The sequence below is a fragment of the Citrobacter freundii ATCC 8090 = MTCC 1658 = NBRC 12681 genome, assembly GCF_011064845.1.
In the GTDB taxonomy this organism is placed as follows: Bacteria; Pseudomonadota; Gammaproteobacteria; order Enterobacterales; family Enterobacteriaceae; genus Citrobacter; species Citrobacter freundii.
Genome location: NZ_CP049015.1, coordinates 2124853 through 2139894 on the forward strand (window position 1 = coordinate 2124853; position 15042 = coordinate 2139894).

At 51.8% G+C, this 15042-nt stretch carries 15 protein-coding genes; 10 read left to right on the forward strand and 5 right to left on the reverse strand.

What is annotated here, in order from left to right; genetic code table 11:
* Positions 1–11: 11 nt before the first annotated feature.
* The 3 genes from G4551_RS10205 to xthA form a co-directional block, all read right to left on the reverse strand.
* Complete coding sequence (locus G4551_RS10205; RefSeq protein WP_003840891.1) at positions 12–710, reverse strand: TVP38/TMEM64 family protein; 699 nt, start codon at positions 708–710, stop codon at positions 12–14.
* Positions 707–1363: a TVP38/TMEM64 family protein gene (locus G4551_RS10210; protein ID WP_168150124.1), complete on the reverse strand. Its 657-nt coding sequence runs from the start codon at positions 1361–1363 to the stop codon at positions 707–709. The genes G4551_RS10205 and G4551_RS10210 overlap by 4 nt, the downstream gene beginning before the upstream one ends.
* A gap of 223 nt (positions 1364–1586) precedes the next feature.
* Positions 1587–2393: an exodeoxyribonuclease III gene (gene xthA, locus G4551_RS10215; protein WP_003840893.1), complete on the reverse strand. Its 807-nt coding sequence runs from the start codon at positions 2391–2393 to the stop codon at positions 1587–1589.
* 444 nt (positions 2394–2837) lie between these two features.
* On the opposite strand from xthA, the gene astC reads away from it, so the two are divergent.
* From astC to ves, 7 genes are all read left to right on the forward strand, one after another.
* A complete protein-coding gene (gene astC / locus G4551_RS10220; protein ID WP_003840894.1) occupies positions 2838–4058 on the forward strand; it encodes a succinylornithine/acetylornithine transaminase in 1221 nt (406 codons plus the stop codon).
* On the forward strand, positions 4055–5089 hold the full coding sequence (gene astA, locus G4551_RS10225) for an arginine N-succinyltransferase (RefSeq protein ID WP_003030637.1): 1035 nt from the start codon (positions 4055–4057) through the stop codon (positions 5087–5089). The genes astC and astA overlap by 4 nt, the downstream gene beginning before the upstream one ends.
* Complete coding sequence (gene astD, locus G4551_RS10230) at positions 5086–6564, forward strand: succinylglutamate-semialdehyde dehydrogenase (protein WP_003840895.1); 1479 nt, start codon at positions 5086–5088, stop codon at positions 6562–6564. Before astA ends, astD begins: the two co-directional genes overlap by 4 nt.
* Entirely contained in the window at positions 6561–7904 is a 1344-nt protein-coding gene (astB, locus tag G4551_RS10235; RefSeq protein WP_003840896.1) for an N-succinylarginine dihydrolase, read from the forward strand. Before astD ends, astB begins: the two co-directional genes overlap by 4 nt.
* Positions 7897–8862, forward strand: coding sequence for a succinylglutamate desuccinylase (gene astE / locus G4551_RS10240; protein WP_003840897.1), 966 nt, complete (start codon positions 7897–7899; stop codon positions 8860–8862). The genes astB and astE overlap by 8 nt, the downstream gene beginning before the upstream one ends.
* Positions 8863–9211: 349 nt before the next feature.
* The gene (gene spy, locus G4551_RS10245; protein ID WP_003030629.1) at positions 9212–9697 is read left to right on the forward strand and encodes an ATP-independent periplasmic protein-refolding chaperone Spy; all 486 of its coding nucleotides are present in this window, start codon (positions 9212–9214) and stop codon (positions 9695–9697) included.
* A gap of 353 nt (positions 9698–10050) precedes the next feature.
* Entirely contained in the window at positions 10051–10626 is a 576-nt protein-coding gene (ves, locus tag G4551_RS10250; protein WP_003030626.1) for an environmental stress-induced protein Ves, read from the forward strand.
* On the opposite strand, the gene cho is transcribed toward ves, so the two are convergent.
* Positions 10586–11473: an excinuclease Cho gene (gene cho / locus G4551_RS10255; protein WP_003840898.1), complete on the reverse strand. Its 888-nt coding sequence runs from the start codon at positions 11471–11473 to the stop codon at positions 10586–10588. The genes ves and cho overlap by 41 nt on opposite strands.
* Before the next feature lie 131 nt (positions 11474–11604).
* Positions 11605–12435, reverse strand: coding sequence for an ammonia-dependent NAD(+) synthetase (nadE, locus tag G4551_RS10260; protein ID WP_003840899.1), 831 nt, complete (start codon positions 12433–12435; stop codon positions 11605–11607).
* Between the two features lie 199 nt (positions 12436–12634).
* Here nadE and osmE point away from each other — a divergent pair, with 199 nt between their 5' ends.
* From osmE to chbC, 3 genes are all read left to right on the forward strand, one after another.
* Positions 12635–12976: an osmotically-inducible lipoprotein OsmE gene (osmE, locus tag G4551_RS10265; protein ID WP_003030621.1), complete on the forward strand. Its 342-nt coding sequence runs from the start codon at positions 12635–12637 to the stop codon at positions 12974–12976.
* A gap of 298 nt (positions 12977–13274) precedes the next feature.
* Positions 13275–13595, forward strand: coding sequence for a PTS N,N'-diacetylchitobiose transporter subunit IIB (chbB, locus tag G4551_RS10270; protein ID WP_003840900.1), 321 nt, complete (start codon positions 13275–13277; stop codon positions 13593–13595).
* A gap of 87 nt (positions 13596–13682) precedes the next feature.
* Positions 13683–15041, forward strand: a complete 1359-nt coding sequence (chbC, locus tag G4551_RS10275) for a PTS N,N'-diacetylchitobiose transporter subunit IIC (RefSeq protein ID WP_003030619.1) — start codon at positions 13683–13685, stop codon at positions 15039–15041.
* The last annotated feature ends 1 nt before the right edge of the window (position 15042 follow it).

Below are 15042 nucleotides of genomic sequence, written 5' to 3' on the forward strand. Positions count from 1 at the left end.
TGGGGGAAGTCTCAGGTTTTTTTTCGCTGACGTTCAAGATAAATGCTTCTCGCCACTGAAATTATTACGCTCAGAGCGAACAGGATGAACAGGCCGGTTACAAACCAAAATGTACCGCCGGTTAACAAGCTACCCGCCCATGAATAGACGATAGTGGCGGGTAACTGACCGATGCCGGTGGCGATGAAAAAATGGCGAAACCGAATCGCGGTCAGGCCTGCTGCGTAGCTTACCGGATCGAACGGTACAAAAGGTAACAGGCGACAGACCAGAATGGTGTGCTTGCCATAGCGCTCGAAAAAAGCGTCCATGTTGTTCAACACCGTTTTTCCGGTCAGTTTCTCCACCGCGCCACGGCCTAAAACGCGGGCAATAAAAAAGCACAGCGCCGCGCCTGCCATTGCGCTGCACCAGGACAATATGCCGCCCCAAAATGCACCAAACAGCGAGGCGTTGGCAAAGGTGATCACAAAAGCGGGAAGCGGGGCGACGATGGCCTGCAAGATCATCAGGAAGAATGAAACGACCGCCGCCTGAGTTCCGTAAGAACGAATAAAATTCTCAATTGCATGCTGATCGAGCGTGGCAAATGCCGCCAGGCTGGCGTGGAGAAAATCGCTCACGCCAGGTATCCACGCCCACGCTATCAGCGCGAGCAGCAGCAGGATTATCACTCCTGCGCGGTAGTAATGGATGCGTCGTTTTATCATTTATCTGCGCACTCGTGAGGAGCTGATGGATCGACATGCTTATAACGGGCCCAGGCTTTGGTTGCCTGTACGAGGGCGAATAACGCCAGCCCCGCCACGCTGAGCTTACCGATAAATGCCCAGCTAATTCCTTCGCTGGCCAGTTCGTGCGACATCAGCGTATAAATAAAAATGCCTGGTAAAGTGGTTGCCGCAGATATCACGGTAAATGACCAGAACGGAATGGCCGTCAGCCCATAGGCGTAATTTTGAATATTATAAGGGAACAGCGGCACGAGCCGGGTGAGGATCAGAAAGTCAACTCCGCTATGGGCAATGCCTTTTTCGATAGTCTGAAACATTGTCGTATGCCCAACGTATTTCAGGAGCAGATCCCGCCCAAGCCAGCGAGCCAGCAAAAACGACAGCGCCGAGGCCACGGTTGCTGCCACTAACGAGATAAGCGTCCCTGCCACGGGGCCAAACAGCACACCGCCGACGATCACCAGGATGCTGCCGGGGATCAGACACAGCGCAGCAACAATAAACAGCAGGATATAAAGCGTATAGCCGAACATACCGCTTTGGCGGATGACGTCTTGTAAATGATGGAAATTGGTTATCAGGTCGGTCAGACCATAATGATGGAAAACCCCCGCCAGAACGCAGAACAGGACCGCGACAATCAGCAGCCGGTATTCTGCTTTATGCGAACTTCTTTTTCATGGGGGTTCTCCTGTAAAACCGAGTGCAATGGAGCATTTTCGTCAGCGAAAAGTGCGCGCGAAGATATAATAAATTCCCGGCCGCAACAATGTATTACCGTCGCTTTATTGATTTTGCACAGAATAAACAGACTCTCCAGGCCGGGCCCGGAGAGTAACAAAACATAGAAGATCAGACGCGGAATTTAGCCCATACCGGCGCATGGTCGGACGGTTTTTCCATACTGCGAATTTCATAGTCGATGCCGGTTTCTTCGCAGCGTTCCGCCAATGGGTTGCTCGCCAGCAACAGATCGATACGCAGGCCACGGTTATCGTCAAAGCCTTTTGAGCGGTAATCAAACCACGAGAACTGGTCATTCTTTTCAGGATTTGCGTGACGGTAGGTATCCACCAGACCCCAGCCCAGCAGGCGTTCCATCCACTCACGCTCCTCCGGCAGGAAGGAACATTTTCCGGTACGCAGCCAGCGTTTACGGTTCTCTTCGCCAATGCCGATATCGAGATCGGTTGGGCTAATATTCATATCGCCCATGATCAATACCGGATTGTCGTGCTTCAACTCTGTCTCAAGATAGTTTTGCAGGTTCTGGTAAAACGCGGCTTTGGCCGGGAATTTAGTTTCATGGTCGCGGCTTTCGCCCTGCGGGAAATAGCCGTTGATCACAGTGATGCTGCCCAGAGGGGACGGAATTTCTGCCATGATAATACGACGCTGCGCTTCTTCGTCATCGCCCGGGAAGCCACGACGTACCGCAATTGGTGTTTCTTTCGTTAACAACGCGACGCCGTAATGGCCTTTCTGGCCGTGATAAAAGACGTTGTAACCGAGCTTTGCTACCTCTTCGAGAGGGAACATATCGTCGTGGACTTTTGTCTCCTGTAAGCCAATAACATCCGGTTGGTGTTTTTCGACAATGGCTGCCAGTTGATGGGGACGGGCACGCAGGCCGTTGATATTAAAAGAGACAAATTTCATAGTCACTGCCACTTTGCAAGATGAATAGTGCAAGGATGGTAGCAGAATTTCTGCAGACTGACTGCTTCTTGTCACCTGATTCCAACAATGATTGCTAATGGTGTTAACGATGGAGCAAAAACTGCACCGTTTTGGCGCGAAGCGCGCCGGAATGGAGCAATAATTTCCGAAAAATTTCGTATACGATCACAATTCCAGAATTATATTTGGCGACTGAATAAAACTGCGTTTTTTCCTCTGTTTAGTCACCTGATGCGCAAACATATTCACTTTATATGCACGTATAGTGAATATCGTCACGTTGTAACCTGTTGATATTCCGTCCTCGACCTCCGTTTATGCACTTTTTTCGCTGGCTGGCACGAACCCTGCAATCTACATTTACACCGCAAACACTATATTTATTAACATATAAATAACCTTTTATTTACCGTTGAGGTCGCTATGTCTCTGTCAATTACGCGTGAAAATTTTGATGAATGGATGATGCCTGTATACGCTCCGGCCCCTTTTATTCCGGTGCGGGGTGAAGGTTCACGTCTGTGGGATCAGCAGGGTAAAGAGTATATCGATTTCGCGGGAGGCATTGCGGTTAACGCGCTGGGTCACGCCCATCCGGCATTGCGCGAGGCATTAAACGACCAGGCGAGCAAATTCTGGCATACCGGAAATGGCTACACCAACGAGCCGGTATTGCGTCTGGCGAAAAAGCTGATTGACGCCACCTTCGCCGAGCGCATTTTCTTCTGTAACTCCGGCGCAGAAGCCAACGAAGCGGCACTAAAACTGGCGCGTAAATATGCCCACGATCGTTTTGGCAGCCAGAAGAGCGGGATTGTGGCGTTTAAAAATGCCTTCCATGGCCGCACGCTGTTTACCGTCAGCGCCGGTGGTCAGCCCGCCTATTCACAGGATTTCGCGCCGCTGCCGCCGGATATCCGCCATGCCGTGTATAACGATCTCGATTCTGCCAGCCAACTGATTGATGACACGACCTGTGCGGTCATCGTCGAGCCTGTCCAGGGCGAAGGCGGCGTGGTGCCGGCAACAAACGCGTTTTTGCAGGGGTTGCGTGAATTATGCGATCGCCATAATGCGCTGCTGATTTTTGATGAGGTTCAGACCGGGGTTGGCCGTACTGGCGAGCTGTATGCCTATATGCATTACGGCGTTACGCCGGACCTGCTGACGACAGCTAAAGCGCTGGGCGGTGGTTTCCCCATCGGCGCACTGCTGGCGACAGAGCATTGCGCCAGTGTGATGACGGTGGGTACGCACGGTACAACGTACGGCGGCAACCCGCTGGCGACGGCGGTGGCGGGTAAACTGCTGGAAATTGTTAACACGCCGGAAGTTCTCAACGGAGTAAAACAGCGCCACGACTGGTTTGTGGAGCGTATTAACGCCATTAACGAACGTTTTGGACTGTTTAGTGAAATTCGAGGACTCGGGCTGCTGATCGGCTGCGTGCTGAACGCGGAATTTGCCGGGAAAGCGAAACTCATCTCGCAAGAAGCGGCTGTTGCCGGGGTGATGGTACTGATTGCTGGCGCTAACGTGGTGCGTTTTGCGCCAGCGCTCAATGTCAGCGAAGAAGAAGTCGCCACCGGACTGGATCGCTTTGCGCTGGCCTGCGAACGCATTAAAGCAGGAGGTTCATCATGATGGTGATTCGTCCCATTGAACGTGCTGATATCACCGCGTTGATGCAGCTTGCCGGTAAGACCGGCGGCGGATTGACCTCGCTACCGGCGAATGAAGCGACGCTAATGGCGCGTATCGAACGTTCGCTACAAACCTGGCGCGGTGAGTTGCCCAAAAGTGAGCAGGGATATGTGTTTGTGCTGGAAGACAGCGCCAGCGGAACTGTGGCCGGGATTTGCGCCATTGAGGTGGCGGTAGGACTTAACGATCCCTGGTACAACTATCGGGTCGGCACACTGGTCCACGCCTCGAAAGAGCTGAATGTGTATAACGCGCTGCCGACGTTGTTTCTGAGTAACGATCACACGGGTAGCAGCGAGCTTTGTACGCTGTTTCTCGATCCGGACTGGCGAAAAGAAGGCAACGGCTATTTGTTGTCAAAATCGCGCTTTATGTTTATGGCCGCGTTTCGTGACAAGTTTAATGAGAAGGTCGTGGCTGAGATGCGCGGCGTGATCGATGAACACGGTTACTCGCCGTTTTGGCAAAGCCTCGGCAAACGTTTTTTTTCAATGGAATTCAGCCGGGCGGATTTTCTCTGCGGAACAGGGCAAAAAGCGTTTATTGCTGAATTAATGCCCAAGCATCCTATTTACACCGATTTCCTGTCTGATGAAGCACAAAGCGTGATTGGTCAGGTTCATCCGCAAACGGCGCCCGCGCGGGCGGTGCTGGAGAAAGAGGGCTTTCGCTATCGCAACTATGTCGATATTTTCGACGGCGGGCCGACGCTGGAATGCGATATTGACCGGGTGCGGGCGATTCGTAAAAGCAGGCTGGTGGAAGTGGCGGAAGGTCAGCCAGCAACCGGCGATTATCCGGCCTGTCTGGTTGCCAATGAAAACTATCAAAACTTCCGCGTCATGCTGGTTCGCGCAGACCCGGATACCCAACGTCTGGTACTGACGGCGGCACAACTGGATGCCCTGAAATGCCACGCGGGCGACCATGTACGTTTTGTGCGTCTTTGTGCAGAGGAGAAAACAGCATGACACTATGGATAAACGGTGACTGGGTGACGGGACTGGGCGAGCGTCGGGTGAAAACCAACCCAGTAGGTGGTGATGTGCTGTGGCACGGCAATGATGCCGATGCCACGCAGGTGACGCAAGCGTGCCAGGCTGCGCGTGCAGCTTTTGCCGGTTGGGCTAAACAGCCCTTCAGTGAACGCCAGGCGATTGTTGAAAAGTTTGCTTCATTGCTGGAAAGCAATAAGTCCGAGCTAACCCAGATTATCGCCAGGGAAACCGGCAAACCACGCTGGGAAGCCGCGACTGAACTGACGGCGATGATCAATAAAATCGCCATCTCCGTCAAAGCTTACCATGCCCGTACCGGAGAGCAGTACAGCGAACTACCGGATGGCGCGGCAACGTTGCGCCATCGCCCACACGGCGTGCTGGCGGTTTTTGGTCCGTATAACTTCCCTGGTCATTTACCCAATGGCCATATTGTTCCGGCATTACTGGCAGGCAATACGTTGATTTTCAAACCCAGCGAGTTGACGCCGTGGACCGGTGAAGCAGTAACAAAGCTGTGGGAACAGGCGGGATTGCCGCCGGGTGTGCTGAACCTGGTGCAGGGCGGACGTGAAACAGGGCAGGCGCTGAGTGCACTGGAAGACCTCGATGGTCTGCTGTTTACCGGCAGTGCTAATACCGGTTATCAGTTGCATCGGCAGTTATCCGGTCAACCGGAAAAAATCCTCGCCCTCGAGATGGGGGGTAATAACCCGCTGATTATTGAGAATCCGGAGGATATTGATGCCGCGGTACATCTGACCATTCAGTCCGCATTTGTCACCGCCGGACAGCGCTGTACCTGTGCCCGCCGCCTGTTAGTTAAAAAAGGCGCGCAGGGTGATGCGTTCCTGACGCGTCTGGTGGAGGTTAGTCAGCGTTTAATGCCCGGCAACTGGGATGCGGAACCGCAGCCGTTTATGGGCGGACTGATTTCCGAACAGGCCGCGCAGCATGTCTATGATGCCTGGCAGCGTCTGGCGTCGTTGGGGGGACGTACGCTGTTGGCGCCACGTCTGGTGAAAGCGGGAACGTCACTGCTGACCCCTGGAATCATTGAACTGACCGGGGCGGCGAACGTACCTGATGAAGAGGTTTTTGGGCCGCTGCTTGGCGTATGGCGTTATGACAGTTTTGATGAGGCGATTCGTGTGGCGAACAACACCCGCTTTGGACTGTCGTGTGGGTTAGTTTCGCCCGATCGCGGCCAGTTTGAACAGCTACTGCTGGAGGCACGAGCAGGGATCGTCAACTGGAATAAGCCGTTAACCGGCGCTGCGAGTACCGCACCGTTTGGCGGCGTTGGCGCTTCCGGGAACCATCGCGCCAGCGCGTGGTATGCCGCAGATTATTGCGCCTGGCCGATGGCAAGTCTGGAATCACCGGTCTTAACGCTGCCAACGGCGCTTAGCCCCGGGCTGGATTTTTCTCGCGAGGATAATCTATGAAAGCCCGTGAGGTAAATTTTGATGGTCTGGTGGGATTGACTCACCACTATGCAGGATTGTCATTTGGTAATGAGGCCTCAACCAAACATCGATTTCAGGTGTCGAACCCGCGTCTGGCGGCGAAGCAAGGTCTGCTAAAGATGAAAGCGTTGGCGGATGCGGGTTTTCCTCAGGCGGTGATCCCCCCCCACGAGCGGCCTTATATTCCGGTTCTGCGTCAGTTGGGTTTTAGCGGCAGTGACGAACAGGTGCTGGAGAAAGTGGCGCGTCAGGCACCTCACTGGCTCTCCAGTGCCAGCTCCGCATCGCCTATGTGGGTAGCGAATGCGGCAACGGTTTGCCCTTCAGCAGATTCGCTGGACGGGAAAGTGCATCTGACGGTGGCGAATCTGAATAATAAGTTCCACCGTTCGCTGGAAGCGCCTACTACCGAAGCGTTGCTACGGGCGATTTTCCGTGATGAGAATAGTTTTGCTGTCCACGGTGCGTTACCCCAGGTTGCGCTTTTCGGTGATGAAGGGGCGGCAAACCATAACCGCCTCGGTGGAGATTACGGCGATCCCGGTGTACAGCTATTTGTTTACGGTCGTGAAGAAGGCAATGCATCCCAGCCGAAGCGCTATCCGGCAAGGCAATCCCGTGAGGCCAGTGAGGCGGTCGCACGACTGAATCAGGTTAACCCGCATCAGTGTATTTTTGCTCAGCAAAATCCGGATGTCATCGATCTTGGTGTGTTTCATAACGATGTGATTGCGGTGTCGAATCGCCAGGTGTTGTTTTGTCATCAGCAGGCGTTTGTCAGACAGCAGGCGTTATTAGAGCAGTTGCGTAGTCAGGTGGCAGGTTTTACCCCGCTGGAAGTCCCGACTGCGGAAGTTTCGGTGCAGGATGCGGTGACTACCTATCTGTTTAACAGTCAGTTGCTGAGTCGTGACGACGGTTCGATGATGCTGGTCCTGCCGCAGGAGTGCCGGGAGCATACTGGCGTGTGGCGGTATCTGAACCGTCTTCTCGAGGAAGACAATCCGATCGATGACCTGCGGGTATTCGATCTGCGTGAAAGTATGTCCAACGGCGGCGGTCCGGCATGCTTGCGCCTGAGAGTGGTGCTCACCTTGCAGGAACAGCAGGCGGTGAATCCGGCGGTTATCATGAACGATATGCTGTTTAACACGTTGAATAACTGGGTTGACCGTTACTATCGCGATCGTCTTACCGCTGCCGACCTTGCCGACCCACAGCTGTTGCGCGAGGGGCGTGAAGCGCTGGATACGCTGACGCAATTGCTTAACCTCGGCTCTGTGTATCCTTTCCAGTTGGAGGGGATGCGCCATGGATAACTTTCTGGCTATCACGCTCGCAGGTGCCACTCCGGAGGAAACGCAAGGAACCATTCATGGTTTTGACTGGCAGTGGATCGGTCACGGAATTCTGGAACTGACGCCGCTTGCACCCGTTGAACATTCTCTGGTGCTGTCTGCGGGGATCCATGGCAATGAAACCGCGCCGGTAGAGATTCTCGACTCATTGTTGTCCCGGTTATTTAGCGGCGAGCTGGCATTAACATGGCGGCTACTGGTGATTCTGGGAAACCCGCAGGCGCTTGCTGCGGGAAAACGGTATTGTCATAGCGACCTGAATCGTATGTTTGGCGGCCGGTGGCAGATTTTTACCGCGAGTGAAGAAACGCGCCGAGCCCATGAGCTTGAGCTGTATCTGGAAGATTTTTATTCGCGGGCGAAAGAGCCAACACGCTGGCATCTGGATCTGCACACCGCGATTCGCGGTTCACTGCATCTGCGCTTTGGCGTGTTGCCACAACGCAACGTTGCCTGGGATGAGGGTTTTCTTGAATGGCTGGGAGATGCGGGACTGGAGGCGCTGGTTTTTCATCAGACGCCTGGCGGTACCTTCACCCATTTTAGCGGGGAACATTTTGGCGCACTGGCCTGTACGCTGGAACTCGGTAAAGCGCTGCCGTTTGGACAAAACGATCTGTCCCAGTTTGCGCAAACGGCAGACGCACTGGCGCAGTTGCTGCGAGGCGAGCGAGTATCGACGGGAGAAACATCTCCGCTGCGCTACCGCGTAGTGTCGCAAATCACGCGACGTAGCGATGATTTTATTCTCCATATGGATAACCAGACGCTCAACTTTACCCCTTTTAAAGAGGGAACCTTGCTGGCGCAGGACGGTGATGAACGTTTTATTGTCACCCATGATGTTGAATACGTTCTCTTTCCGAATCCCAACGTGGCCTGCGGTTTACGTGCCGGGCTGATGCTCCAAAAAATGTGATAAATATATATGCCTTGCAGGTTTATCCTTCAGGGCTTATTTTTGCGTGCTGTTTTTATTTATTACGGATTATTCCTGGTGAATTGCTTTCTTAATAATCAGGTTTCAGGTATAGTTCTTCATAATCCTTTCAAAATCATCCTGTTGTAATTTTTTATTGCAACTCTGCGCAATTTATTCTTTTTTTCTTCATAATTGATGAAAATTTGTTTTTTATACTTTCACTGTTTTACCATTGCTCTGATTAATTGACGCTTAAGCCGGTAAAGTTAATCTCGTCAACACGACATCACATTGCATAAGAGTCGCATGAGTGTCGTAAAAATAACTGAAAGAAAGGATAGAAATTATGCGTAAACTGACTGCTCTGTTTGTTGCCTCTACTCTGGCCCTGGGTGCTGCCAACCTGGCTCACGCCGCTGACACGACAACAGCTGCGCCAGCTGATGCCAAACCGATGATGCACCACAACGGTAAATTCGCCCCGCATCACGACATGATGTTCAAAGACCTGAACCTGACCGATGCTCAGAAACAGCAGATTCGCGAGATCATGAAAGGTCAACGCGACCAGATGAAACGTCCGCCGCTGGAAGAGCGTCGCGCGATGCACGACATTATTGCCAGCGATAGTTTCGATAAAGCGAAAGCCGAAGCGCAGATTGCGAAGATGGAAGAACAGCGCAAAGCCAACATGCTGGCGCATATGGAAACTCAGAACAAGATTTACAACATTCTGACCCCGGAACAGAAAAAGCAGTTTAATGCCAATTTTGAGAAGCGTCTGACAGAACGTGCAGCGCAGAAAGGTAAAATGCCACAAGCTGCCGAGTAATCGATCAGCGTCTACACTAAATCATTCATGCTGTGTTGCACTGATTGCCGCACAGCGTGAAACCAAACTCAAGACCGCCGCTCTTGTCCACAACACGTTTAACGATGTGGGCAGGATCGGCGGTTTTTTCTTTCCTGCCTATTGCACCGGACACACGACACGCTATTCTCCTGAAGCCCGTGAAAATTCTACCTGGATCAGCGCGTTATTCTTTTTTGCAAAATACCGGGTTCATCGCTAAGGCAAATCAACTCTGCTGCCGATAACAATAATCTGCAGGGTAAACATACCAATGATGATTTATGGCTGCCTGTTTACGGCGGGTTGCCGTGCTGCGTCTTTCTGGAGGGATGATGGAATACTTTGATATCCGCAAAATGCCGGTCAATCTGTGGCGAAATGGTGCGGGAGAAACCCGTGAGATTTGCTGTTTTCCGCCAGCAACACGAGATTTTCACTGGCGGGCGAGTATCGCCTCCATTGCAGCCAACGGAGAGTTTTCTCTCTTTCCCGGCGTAGAACGCGTGATTACTCTACTGGAAGGTGGAGAAGTGACCCTGGAAGAGTCAAACACCTTCACACATACTCTGAAACAGCATCAGCCTTTTACCTTTGCCGGTGACAAGGTGGTAAAAGCGAAGCTGACAGAAGGGCAGATGTCGATGGATTTCAATATCATGACCCGACGGGATGTCTGCCAGGCGAAAGTCAGAGTTGCCGACCGCACGTTTACGACTTTTGGTTCGCGCGGCGGCGTGGTATTTGTTATCAGCGGTGCCTGGCAACTGGGCGATAAGCTACTGACTGCCGATCAGGGTGCAAGCTGGCACGACGGTAAACACACCTTACGACTGCTGGAGCGCGAGGGAAAACTGCTGTTCAGCGAGATTAACTGGATGCCGGGCCATTCTCCGGACGCAGTTCAATAATGTCATATTGACCAGACAGAACAGGTCGGCAGAGAATTTTGTAGCCATCATGGTCAAAGCCGGCCGGCATACGCGCCAGGGTAGCCGCTTCATCCAGCGTTGAAACGGCTCCCAGCCACAGCCAGTTGTTGATGATATGGTACTGTGTCATTTCAGCGCGGGTTTCCTGCAGCGCAATGGCATTGCTCCATGGCCAGCAAATCACTCTCACTCTTTCCAGCGCCTCTAACAGACGCAAATGATGGGCTTCATGACTCTCTTTCCCGCAGCACGCTCCGGCGCATCGCTTAAGCGCGGAGCGAAAACAGGCGCGCCCGCGACTCAGGGGTTCCAGCGCCAACAGGCCGTAGCACAGCTGCTGTTCATCCGCGAGGCTTTGCAACGCTTGTAGCGCTGCGCGACGATTGGCAAACAGGCCAAACAGATTGGGGGCATGGGAGAAATCAATATCTCGTGCGTAGACAACCTGAACAGTTCGGTCGGTAAGCTGCAAGGCGCAAAGCTGACGATTGCGCCGCAGTCGTTTATTAAACAACGGCTGCTGTTCTTTGATCAATCGCGCTTCCAGCAGCAGGGCACCAATTTCTCCCGCGGTACAAATCCAGCTAATGCGTTTGGCCTGACGCAGCATTGCTGCTTCGTTTGCGGTACGCAGGTGTGCCATCACGCGGCTGCGAATATTGACGCTTTTACCAATATAGAGCGGCATAGTGTCACTTTCACTGTGAAACAGATAGACGCCTGGCACGGCGGGAAGCGCACTCAAAAATGGACGCAGGTGCTCAGGATATTCATAGATTGCCGCTGCCTCAAATGTCAGGCGCGGGGCTGATTGACGCCGTACCACTTCTCACTCCGGATGCTGGTTATCCATCCAGTATAACAGTTTGGAACCGATTAAAAAAGCGGCATCAGATCAGGAAAAGGGACCGGACAGCGGTGATCTCAGTGCTATCCGGCAATATGTGACTAAAAGAATTACGCTTTTTTCCAGAAGTCATCAAACACCGTAATCGGTGTGCGACGTTTGTGCTCGGTCTTCAGATACCAACCTTCAATTTTTTTCGCGATGTCGGCAGTCAGCGTTTTTCCTTCCAGATAATCGTCGATGTTGTCATAGGTGACGCCTAATGCGGCTTCATCCGGCAGAGAAGGACGATCGTCTTCGAGGTCGGCGGTTGGTGCTTTCTTATATAAATGTTCCGGGCAACCCAGCGCGGCAAGCAGCTGCTTACCCTGACGCTTGTTCAAACGGAAAATAGGGTTAATGTCAGTACCGCCATCGCCGTATTTGGTGAAAAATCCGGTGATGGCTTCTGCTGCATGATCGGTTCCCACGACAACGCCGCTGGTCATACCGGCGATACTGTACTGAGCCTTCATACGTTCACGGGCTTTTTCATTGCCACGGACAAAATCGCTCAGTTCAATACCCGCTTCACGCAGGGCCTGTTCACTGGCCAGTACCGCACCCTTAATATTGACGGTGAGTACGCGGTCCGGTTGGATAAAGGCGATGGCATCCTGACAGTCCTGTTCATCAGCCTGAACGCCATATGGCAGACGTACGGCAATAAACTGTAGCGCGTCATTCCCCGTTTCTTCGCGAAGCTCGGAAATAGCCATCTGGCATAGTTTTCCCGCGAGCGTTGAGTCCTGCCCGCCGCTAATCCCTAATACCAGTGATTTCAGAAAGGGGTAGGTCTGCAGATAAGATTTAAGGAAATCCACGCTGCGGCGAATTTCTTCTTCTGCATTGATGTGCGGTTTTGCGCCAAGCGCCTGGATTATCTCTTGCTGCAGAGTCATTTAACCCCCTATGGAAAATAAAATGATCAAAAAATGATGTGTTAAAATTATCGCGTTGAGGCCCAAACGACAAGGGATGCGAGCATCATTTTGTTTTAATAGAATTTTCCGAAACCGCCTAAGTATCATCTGATTGCTTGAAAAATGCGTTGTTGTGCTCCAGGCTTATATAACACGCTGAAATACAAGAGGACGGAATATGAACAAGAACCTAACAGGAATTCTGAGTGCAGCGGCTGTTTTGACTATGCTGGCAGGGTGTACGGCTTACGATCGTACCAAAGACCAATTTGTTCAGCCCGTGGTGAAAGATGTGAAGAAAGGGATGAGCCGGGCGCAGGTGGCGCAGATTGCCGGTAAACCTTCTTCTGAAGTCAGCATGATTCATGCGCGAGGGACATGCCAGACCTACATCCTGGGTCAACGAGATGGTAAAGCTGAAACCTATTTTGTTGCTTTAGATGACACCGGACATGTGATTAACTCCGGTTACCAGACCTGCGCAGAGTACGACACCGACCCGCAGGCGGCGAAGAAGTAACAACTGCTTATTGCCTGAGCATTCAGACGAACCGGCCATCGTGCCGGTTTTTTTGTGCCGAACGATCTTATTTATTGCCGCGAATTATTTGCCCGAAATGTGAGGGGGGTCATAACGACAGGTCAAGGAGAGACAATTTAGTTGGTCAAGGAAATACCATCCACTGGTGCAATCCCGTATACTCATTTCAGCCACCTAAAAAAGTAATTTAGCTGACGCAAGTTACCCAGAGCATGGATGCAGGTTATGGCTTGCGGAGTGTCTGGTTGACAGATAATCGCATATGAGGATCGTTTTAATGGAAAAGAAACACATTTATCTGTTTTGTTCTGCGGGCATGTCGACTTCATTGTTGGTTTCGAAGATGCGTGCTCAGGCCGAAAAATACGAAGTGCCGGTTATTATTGAAGCGTTTCCTGAAACGCTGGCCGGAGAAAAAGGTCCAACGGCCGATGTCGTGTTATTAGGTCCACAAATTGCTTATATGTTGCCCGAAATTCAGCGTTTGTTACCCAACAAGCCTGTGGAAGTGATTGACTCGCTGCTGTATGGCAAAGTCGATGGTTTAGGCGTGCTTAAGGCTGCTGTTGCAGCAATTAAAAAAGCCGCAGCAAATTAATTATTTTATTTTAATTTTTCCCGTCAAAGAGTTATTTCATTAACATTCACCGCAATTTTTAATTGCGGTATTTAAGGGTATTTTTCTATGAGTAACGCTATTGCTTCACTTGAAAAGGTACTCCTTCCTTTTGCTGTAAAAATTGGAAAGCAGCCACACGTTAATGCAATCAAGAACGGTTTTATTCGTTTAATGCCGTTAACCCTCGCAGGGGCCATGTTTGTATTAATCAATAACGTTTTCCTGAGCTTTGGGGAGGGGTCGTTTTTTTATTCAATGGGCATTCGACTTGATGCTTCAACTATTGAAACGCTGAATAGCTTGAAAGGCATTGGTGGAAACGTCTATAACGGTACGCTGGGTATCATGTCATTGATGGCACCGTTCTTTATCGGCATGGCGCTGGCAGAAGAACGTAAAGTCGACTCACTGGCTGCCGGGCTGTTATCTGTCGCCGCGTTTATGACCGTAACGCCTTATAGCGTGGGTGAAGCCTATGCCGTTGGCGCGAACTGGCTCGGCGGCGCCAATATTATTTCCGGTATCATTATCGGCCTCGCGGTCGCGGAAATGTTCACCTTTGTGGTTCGTCGCAATTGGGTCATTAAATTACCTGATAGCGTACCGACATCTGTATCGCGCTCATTCTCTGCGCTGATTCCTGGCTTCCTTATCCTCTCCATTATGGGGATCATCGCCTGGGCATTGAACACCTGGGGTACGAACTTCCACCAGATCATTATGGATTCCATTTCAACTCCGCTGGCGTCGTTGGGCAGCGTGGTGGGCTGGGCCTACGTGATTTTTGTTCCGCTGCTGTGGTTCTTTGGTATTCACGGTTCACTGGCGCTGACTGCGCTGGACAGCGGTATCATGACGCCATGGGCGCTGGAAAACATCTCTATCTACCAACAGTTTGGTTCCGTAGATGCCGCGCTGGAAGCCGGTAAGACGTTCCACGTCTGGGCGAAACCGATGCTCGACTCCTATATTTTCCTTGGGGGTAGCGGGGCAACGCTGGGTCTGATTATCGCTATCTTCCTGGCATCGCGTCGTCCTGACTATCGTCAGGTTGCTAAACTGGCACTGCCATCAGGTCTGTTCCAGATTAACGAACCCATCCTGTTCGGTCTGCCGATCATCATGAACCCGGTGATGTTTATCCCGTTCATCCTGGTTCAGCCGATTCTGGCGGCGATTACGCTGGCAGCTTATTACTCAGGCATTATTCCACCGATTACCAACATTGCACCGTGGACCATGCCAACCGGTTTGGGCGCGTTCTTTAACACCAACGGTAGTGTCGCTGCTCTGCTGGTCGCGCTGTTCAACCTCGGTATTGCAACGCTGGTTTACCTGCCGTTCGTGGTGGTAGCCAACAAAGCGCAGAATGTTATTGACCAAGAAGAAAGCGAAGAAGATATCGCTAACGCATTGAAATTCTAAA

Coding starts and splice junctions, on each gene's coding strand:
- G4551_RS10205 (WP_003840891.1), bottom strand. CDS start 710: ATGATAAAACGACGCATCCATTACTACCGCGCAGGAGTGATAATCCTG.
- xthA (WP_003840893.1), bottom strand. CDS start 2,393: ATGAAATTTGTCTCTTTTAATATCAACGGCCTGCGTGCCCGTCCCCAT.
- astC (WP_003840894.1), top strand. CDS start 2,838: ATGTCTCTGTCAATTACGCGTGAAAATTTTGATGAATGGATGATGCCT.
- astA (WP_003030637.1), top strand. CDS start 4,055: ATGATGGTGATTCGTCCCATTGAACGTGCTGATATCACCGCGTTGATG.
- astD (WP_003840895.1), top strand. CDS start 5,086: ATGACACTATGGATAAACGGTGACTGGGTGACGGGACTGGGCGAGCGT.
- astB (WP_003840896.1), top strand. CDS start 6,561: ATGAAAGCCCGTGAGGTAAATTTTGATGGTCTGGTGGGATTGACTCAC.
- astE (WP_003840897.1), top strand. CDS start 7,897: ATGGATAACTTTCTGGCTATCACGCTCGCAGGTGCCACTCCGGAGGAA.
- spy (WP_003030629.1), top strand. CDS start 9,212: ATGCGTAAACTGACTGCTCTGTTTGTTGCCTCTACTCTGGCCCTGGGT.
- ves (WP_003030626.1), top strand. CDS start 10,051: ATGGAATACTTTGATATCCGCAAAATGCCGGTCAATCTGTGGCGAAAT.
- nadE (WP_003840899.1), bottom strand. CDS start 12,435: ATGACTCTGCAGCAAGAGATAATCCAGGCGCTTGGCGCAAAACCGCAC.
- osmE (WP_003030621.1), top strand. CDS start 12,635: ATGAACAAGAACCTAACAGGAATTCTGAGTGCAGCGGCTGTTTTGACT.
- chbB (WP_003840900.1), top strand. CDS start 13,275: ATGGAAAAGAAACACATTTATCTGTTTTGTTCTGCGGGCATGTCGACT.
- chbC (WP_003030619.1), top strand. CDS start 13,683: ATGAGTAACGCTATTGCTTCACTTGAAAAGGTACTCCTTCCTTTTGCT.